General features: G+C 55.2%; 7 protein-coding genes. 5 read left to right on the top strand and 2 right to left on the bottom strand.

All coding sequences use genetic code 11. From position 1 onward, the window contains the following. The first annotated feature begins 500 nt into the window (after positions 1 to 500). From P1S46_10635 to P1S46_10615, 5 genes are all read left to right on the top strand, one after another. Positions 501 to 758 (top strand): hypothetical protein, encoded by a 258-nt coding sequence (locus tag P1S46_10635; GenBank protein MDF1536934.1) that lies wholly within the window; start codon positions 501 to 503, stop codon positions 756 to 758. Beyond that, entirely contained in the window at positions 749 to 1,150 is a 402-nt protein-coding gene (locus P1S46_10630) for a type II toxin-antitoxin system VapC family toxin (GenBank protein ID MDF1536933.1), read from the top strand. Before P1S46_10635 ends, P1S46_10630 begins: the two co-directional genes overlap by 10 nt. A gap of 447 nt (positions 1,151 to 1,597) precedes the next feature. Beyond that, positions 1,598 to 1,897 (top strand): HigA family addiction module antitoxin, encoded by a 300-nt coding sequence (locus tag P1S46_10625; protein MDF1536932.1) that lies wholly within the window; start codon positions 1,598 to 1,600, stop codon positions 1,895 to 1,897. 628 nt (positions 1,898 to 2,525) lie between these two features. Further along, positions 2,526 to 2,750 carry a DUF6290 family protein gene (locus P1S46_10620; GenBank protein MDF1536931.1) on the top strand — a complete coding sequence of 75 codons (225 nt, stop codon included), beginning with the start codon at positions 2,526 to 2,528 and terminating at the stop codon, positions 2,748 to 2,750. Continuing rightward, a complete protein-coding gene (locus tag P1S46_10615; protein MDF1536930.1) occupies positions 2,734 to 3,006 on the top strand; it encodes a type II toxin-antitoxin system RelE/ParE family toxin in 273 nt (90 codons plus the stop codon). Before P1S46_10620 ends, P1S46_10615 begins: the two co-directional genes overlap by 17 nt. Before the next feature lie 271 nt (positions 3,007 to 3,277). Here the strand turns inward: P1S46_10615 and P1S46_10610 are convergent, their stop codons facing one another. Both P1S46_10610 and P1S46_10605 read right to left on the bottom strand, forming a co-directional pair. After that, positions 3,278 to 5,632 carry a M6 family metalloprotease domain-containing protein gene (locus tag P1S46_10610; GenBank protein ID MDF1536929.1) on the bottom strand — a complete coding sequence of 785 codons (2,355 nt, stop codon included), beginning with the start codon at positions 5,630 to 5,632 and terminating at the stop codon, positions 3,278 to 3,280. Positions 5,633 to 6,891: 1,259 nt separating this feature from the next. Further along, on the bottom strand, positions 6,892 to 7,087 hold a 196-nt coding region (locus P1S46_10605; protein ID MDF1536928.1), incomplete at its 5' end, for a dihydrolipoamide succinyltransferase.

The following is a 7,087-nucleotide window of genomic DNA, read 5'->3' as shown; positions in this document are numbered from 1 at the left end:
TATCGGCTTTTTGCTCCTCGGGAAGGAAAAAGCGCGGTTTTTCCTTCCCGAGGAGCAATGCCTTATATCGACAGTCATTGATCCGGGCGCCCCCCTCGGGGCGCGTTGATGACTTTTCGCGAAGTCATCAACTTTATACGTTCCTCCGGCAAAACCAGGAGCCTATCGGAGAACCTGTCTGTCTGATCAGACAGACAGGGCACCCGCCTGCGCTTTCGGCTACGACGGGGCAAGACAGACTCCTGGATATAATTTGTCGGCCTATGTTACTATGAAGTCATGAAAAAGCGAACGAAATTCAAAGGTTATAATCCAGATTCAGGTCCTGAAAAAGACCACGGCCGACAAACTTTCCAGTCCCGCCATCGGCGGGATGTACTGGTTTCCCGACACGCTGCCAGCTTCATAGCTTCATAGTTGCAATCAGCGCCGTTAAAACATATAATTCGTCTAGTGACTCACAATGAGTCATTCAATGAGTTAAGGAGGTGGCAGGAACTTTGCAGCTGACTATTAGAGGGTTGCCCCCGGAGATGGAAGATGCCGTGCGCAGCGAGGCCAGAAAAGAGAGGACCAGTTTGAACAAAGCTGTCATCGGTTTGCTGGAAAAAGCCCTTGGCAAGCCTGGGCCGCGTGAACAGATCACCATAAGCCACGACCTGGACCGGTTCTGTGGGGCATGGACAGATGAGGAAGCCTCGGAACTGGAAAACAGGTTCAGGGACAACCGGAAAATTGACATGGAGCTGTGGGATTGAAAAAGGTCCTCCTCGACACTTCCGCGTACTCTGCCCTCTTCAGGGGAAGCGATCAGGCTAAAGGAATACTTCAGGAGGTTGCGGAAGTAGCCTTGAATCCCGTGATCATCGGTGAACTCCTGTCCGGTTTTTCTGGCGGACGTTTTGAGGCGAAAAATCGTCGTTTTTTAGATGATTTCATGCTGACTCCCCGTGTCCGTGTATATCCAGTGGACTTGGATACATCGGAACGATACGCTGCCATCTGGTCTCATCTGCGAAGCCAAGGAACGCCAATCCCGACAAACGATCTGTGGATCGCAGCCTCCGCCATGCAGCACGGCCTGACAGTTCTCACTGCTGACAGGCACTTCCAGAATGTACCGCAGGTCCTTACCACAATCCTGGGATAACCCCAAAAAACTAAACCCTAGCCTTTCAGTTTTTAACTTCACGTCACTTCGTTAACGAGTATTGATCCCCTCCGTGTTCTCCGCCTGGTAGGCAGTGAGACCAAAAGCTCTGGAGCAATCAAACCAAGCTTTTTCCATTTGCTGTTAGCCAAGAGCTTAGCCAGGTGGCCTCAAAGCCAGGGATTTAACCGCCAAGCACGCAAGGAGAAACAACAAACGGGATTCAGGTTACAGGCGTTGTCGCGTGACCCAACTCCTCGGGATTTAACCACAGGCATTTGCGCCGTACGGCCAGAAAGGTGGACTCTGAGGTTAGTTATTTTGACGCGATACCATTCTTCATAACGCTTGACGTTAAACGCAAGGGGTTATAAACTTATCCATGATCAAATCCTTCAGGGACAGGGAAACAGAAAAGATCATCGATTACCATTAGGAGTCAATGCCATGACCAAGCTGAAGCCGATCCACCCGGGAGAGATCCTCCTGGAGGAATTCCTCGCACCCCTGGGGCTGAGCCAGAACCGGCTGGCCCTGGACCTCGGCGTTCCGGCACGGCGTATCAACGAGATCGTTCTGGGGAAGAGGCGGATCACGGCTGACACGGCCCTCCGCCTGAGCCGGTACTTCGGCACTTCTCCCCAGTTCTGGCTGGGCATCCAGACCGACTACGACCTGGATGTCGCGGAGGACGAACTCGGCGAAAGGCTTGTTCGCGAAGTTCGGACCAGGGCCGGGACCGGTTGATCGTTCAGAGCAGCTAACCACGAAGTACACAAAGGGGGAAATCTGTTTAGAATAAACCTTTCCAGGTCTGGACCTTCTTGGCGGCTTCGCGGCTTCCGCCGTCGCTCTTTGAGCTATGGCGTGACAAGTTGAGAACCCATGGCCTTGTGGCCATACGACCTGAAAGGCGGTCTCACGCTCGCTCACTCCGTTCGCTTAAGCCGTCCTTCGACAAAGCTCAGGACCGTGAGCCTGCCGAACGGCAAAGCCGCCAAGAAGACCAAACCATAAATCCATGGTTTCCAGCCGCATGGCGCAAAAGCCCGGATTTCACCACGGAGCCACGGAGTTCACGGAGAAATACGAAAATCAAATCAGGGTTTCCGGCCGACCGGCGCACCATCCACCCGTCATCCCGGAAATCGGCGCCCGGTGCGGGATTATCCGGGAGCCAGTGCATGGGCGCGTGGGCGAGAGGGACCATGTACTTACGTAACCACGTGCCTATGTAACGACGTAACAACGTAGATACGTAGATACCTGGACACCTGCGGGGACACGGGGAGATCCTGCCTATGAAAACAGAACAAATTGATTTGATAGTCAACATGCGCTCATGTAGTATACATGTATAGCAAAGGAGGATGCCATGTTGGCATTGCGTCTACCGAAAGATATCGAACAGCGCCTGGAAGCGCTGGCAAAACGCACAGGACGCTCTAAATCTTTCTACGCACGGGAGGCGATCCTGGAGCACCTGGACGATCTCGAGGCGGCATACATCTCGGATGAGATCCTTAAGAGGGTGGAGGTCGGCCAGGAAAAGACTTACACCCTGGATGAACTGGAACAAGAGCTTGGCCTGGCGGATTGAGATCACCGAAACAGCAAAAAAACAGCTGGCCAAACTCGATCACCCGGTTCGGCAGCGGATCGTTCAGTACCTGAAGGAAAGGATCCAGACCGATGAGGATCCACGCCGGTACGGAGCTCCTTTAAGAAAAGAGCTGGCCGGGCGATGGAAATACCGGGTCGGGGATTACCGTATTATTTGTGAGATCCAGGACGACAAGATCCAGGTATTGGTGCTTATGGTTGGCCACAGGAGCGGGATTTACGAAAGGGAATGAAGGGGATCTTTTTTATCTGAAAACTATATTTTACAGGGACCCGTCTTCGTCCTGCGGACTACTCCGCGGCAGGTGAAGGGGATGAAAGGGATGTGGGGAAAAATCCTAACGTCCAAGGTCCAAAGTCTAACGTGAGATAATCCACACTTTTTCAGCCTCTGAAACCATTTTCCTTGTTGATATCCTTTGCGGCTTCGCGGCTTCCGCCGTCGCTCCATGAGCTATGGCGTGACAAGTTGTTAACTTTGCGGTTATTCGCTTTTAACGTACGTCACAGGAAAAACGGCCAGAGCAGCGTGGAAAGCAGGATGGAAAGGGTCTTCCTGAGCCGGGGCCGTCGGGCAACCCATTGTGCCGGGCCGGGAGAGGCGCGGTAATAAAGCCGGACCAGACGGCTGCCGACATCGGATCTTTCCAGATAACCGTCCCGGAACGCCCTCAAACGGTTGGTCTTCCAGTGTTGGTCGCCCCACAGGGCCGTGGCCACGAAGCAGGGCCCTCGTCCACCGGAGGGCTTCCTCAGGGTGAAGGACCAGGTCAAGACACCCGACTCGGCGCCGTCGTCGTCCAGAGCTTTCACTGCAAAGGCGTGCTCCCCATAGGCCAGGCCGCTATAAGTCACAGAGGTGGCCGTCGTCCACACCGATGGATCCCCGGCGCTGTCAAGGCCGATGTAATAGCCCTCCACGATGCCCTCCTGGTCGCTCCCGGACCATGAGAACGATGCGGCATCTCCCCTGCTCACCGGTGGGGGACCTTCGATAATGACCACAGCGGGCGGCGTGTTGGGCGGTGCCATGACCGGGAGGAAAACCGTTTCGCTGCTCAGGTTCCCCTTTGTGTCCGTGATGTGGAAATCCAGGGGGACCCAGGTGAAGGCAGCAGCCGGCCGGGCCATGGTGAACAGGAACTCCGCGTCACCTGTCGAACTCGTCAGGGCTGGAAGGTCTCCATAGTACACGGTGCTGCTCGACACGGAGGCGATCCCGGGAGCATCGACGTCCAGGACCGCTGTGACGCCTCTGGCGGTGTTGGGGATGCCCGAGTGCCGGATCTCAAGCCTGAGGCTCACTCCAAGCCCGGCAGTCACCCACGGGTCGTCGTCTCCGTCGTCGAAGGTCCCACCGGTGACCACGAAGGGGCCTGTCAGGTCGGTCCCGGAGTAACCAATGGTGCTGTTGCCAGAGATCATATCCACTGTGATGGTGTAGGACGAAAGGGAATCGCTGCTCAGGCCTCCCCATGTTGCCCAGACTTTGATATCGCTGGTGTAGCCTGCATTGTCAAAACTACTTGGATTGGTTCCGGGTGTGACGAAATCCCAGAAATACCCGAACCCCTTGTAAAAGAAATCCCCAGTGCTAGTTACCGTCGGATACTCGGGAAAATCTCCGAAGTTCCCTCCACCAATAGTTTTTCCGAACTCTCCGGCAAGATCCACATTACCATCAGCCTGTTCAAGGTCAAGCCCCTTGACGGGGTCACCGGCATCGTAGTCGTTTGGGTAAGGGATCAGGTCGCCATAAATATCCCGCATCCGGGTCTCGTCCACGTGGTAGATGAGCAGCCCGCCCTTTCCCGCGCCGTTGAACCCCTCATCGTAACTGCCCGGAGCGCTCTGCCGGTGTTCCACCAGAAAATACTCCATGGGCTCCGGCACGCCGCTCCACGAACCTGATTTCCATAATTTTAATACCTGTGGTGTCAGAGCAGGAGCAGGGTCTTCAGCACGCCAGAGTGCAACCGCAGTGTCGGCGTGGACAGCAATAGGCTGGACCCATCCGAGATACGCACGTGACCAGGCGGAGAGGTGGCCCGGACGGTCCCAGGACGGGGTGGAGTAGGCCGTGTCGTAATAGGTCCGATCAAAGGTATCCATCCCGTAAAGGCCGTATGACATAAGGTCGTAATGGCCCAGCCCGAAGTTGGTCAGGGTGCTGTCATAGAAATCCGGCAACCCCAGTATGTGCCCGAACTCGTGGGCCACCGTACCCAGGGACCATTGGAGGCTGCCGACATGGGCTTCGGCCCCGGCACTCCTGTCGACAGGATCCCTTTCCGGCACCATGGCCCAGTCCCTGACCGCGGTCCCCTCCACGCTCACCCAATCGGTCCCGAAGGAATCGTAGTGACTGATCATGTGATCGTAATATTCAGGTGTACCAAAGTATTCAGCGGCAGGCCCTGCGTGGACGACGACCAGGGCATCTACGACACCGTCATCGTCGATGCCGCCCGGAATCCCATCCGGACCGTCGTTATCGAAGAGGGAATAGTCTATGACGGTGTCTGCCAGGTCCAGGGCGTCTGTTACCATCTCCTTGTATCGCCCGAGACCGGCATTGTTGTTGATGTAATACTCGTAGGACCTGGCACCAGCGGCCATATCGATAGTAAAGATGCTGCTGCTGTCGCCGGCGATGACAAGCTTTCCACCAGAAACCTCACGGTAATAATCGGCCAGTGTATTGTCGATCACCCCGGGAGTGTCTGAAAAGATAAAGGCGGGATAGTTTGAGATATTGGTGGATGAAAAGGCGTTATCGGAAAAGGACAGGAGAAGGAAAAGGGGTTTTATCCGGGTACTGGATCCGTAGCCGGGGATCGGGACCGCGCTCAAGGGCATGATCCCGACACCTCCCCGACCAGGGCTGACTGGTTTGATCTTTCCCTTACCCCGGTTGGGTTTCCGGACGGGCTTGTCAAGGCTTGGAGGGCGCTTTCCTGCCAGGGGGTCGCCAAGTTAAGGACGAGCCGGAGGAGCAGCCTGGACGGTTATCGGCAGGTGAAAAGCAGCCAGAAAAACACCTGCGGCTATTATTACCGACAATTGTCTGAATAATTTCCCTGCATTTCCTGTCTTCTGAACGATTTTCATGGTCATGACAATAACATATTACGTATTAATCCAGCATCAAGTTGCATGCGCTATTAATTTAGTCAATAACTGGTGTCAGGGCACCTTTCCCGAAAACCTTCCCTTCAGCGTTCCAGCGCTACAACGCCATATCTCACGCCCGCTCCTTTCCCCCTTCGCTGAAGCTACGGCGGACAGGTCAGTCGCTTAAGCCGCCAGGAACGCCAAGAAAAACCATAAACTGAATTCAGGGTACAAACTCCGTCATATGACCCTGCATCTCCAAGGTTACTTCCGGGCTCTTGGGCCATACGGCAAGAAAAACCCTTCTCTATCAACATGTTTTAGCTGCTGTTTTTGTGAGGTTCTCTGTGTCTGGATCCTAGTCTCCCCTTGGCGTTCTTGGCCTGCCCTGAGCCTGTCGAAGGGCGTGCTTGGCGGTTAAACCCGGGCTCTTGGGCCATACGGCATAGCAAAGGGCCCCGAAGGGCCCTTTCCACAAGCGGGTACAGCGGCGTTAAGCCGCTGTTATTTTGAGTTTTTTAGTCTCACACCCTTAGCAGGGGTGAACGGAAGAGGAACCAACGACTTTCGGTGCGATATAGCGACGTTTCATAATTTTCCTCCAGTAATAATTTTTCCTACGGTAAAATTAATCCAAAATCCAAAGTCCAAGGTTACTGTAAATGTCATCGCGAGGCTGTTACCTGTGCCGACGCGATCTCATGTTTACCGAGATTGCTTCACCCAGTTACGGTTCGCAATGACAATCGCTACATTTCCCCGATACGTGAGCCCGTCCCTTGCGGCCGCGTTCTCCCCCCTACCCCCTTACGCCCTTACTCCCATACCTTTTTTACCCGCGTCTCCGTGCTTGCCACGCCGAAGCTGGTCGGTGGGCGTTAGCGAAGGCGGGTCCCCGTGCTTGCCACGCCGAAGCTGGTCGGTGGGCGTTAGCGAAGGCGGGTCTCCGTGCTTGCCACGCCGAAGCTGGTCGGTGGGCGTTAGCGAAGGCGGGTCTCCGCGTCCTATTCGGCTACCTCTAATACATATCCTAAAGTGTCGCCGTAATAGACTCTGTCCCGTTCCTCGGCCATGAAGGTGGACACGATACCGTCACGGGGAGCGACGACAGTGTAGATGGTCCCGGCCCGATCCTCAAGGGTCACCAGGGGCTGGCCCTCGACCACCTCGTCGCCTGGTTTAACCAGCCACTCGGCTACA

It is taken from the genome of bacterium (genome assembly GCA_029210545.1).
Lineage (GTDB): Bacteria > BMS3Abin14 > BMS3Abin14 > BMS3Abin14 > BMS3Abin14 > JARGFV01.
The sequence above is the reverse complement of the archived record's forward strand: the minus strand, read 5'-3'. Positions and strand labels throughout refer to the sequence as shown.

Coding starts and splice junctions, on each gene's coding strand:
- P1S46_10625 (MDF1536932.1), top strand. CDS start 1,598: ATGACCAAGCTGAAGCCGATCCACCCGGGAGAGATCCTCCTGGAGGAA.
- P1S46_10620 (MDF1536931.1), top strand. CDS start 2,526: ATGTTGGCATTGCGTCTACCGAAAGATATCGAACAGCGCCTGGAAGCG.
- P1S46_10610 (MDF1536929.1), bottom strand. CDS start 5,632: ATGCCCTTGAGCGCGGTCCCGATCCCCGGCTACGGATCCAGTACCCGG.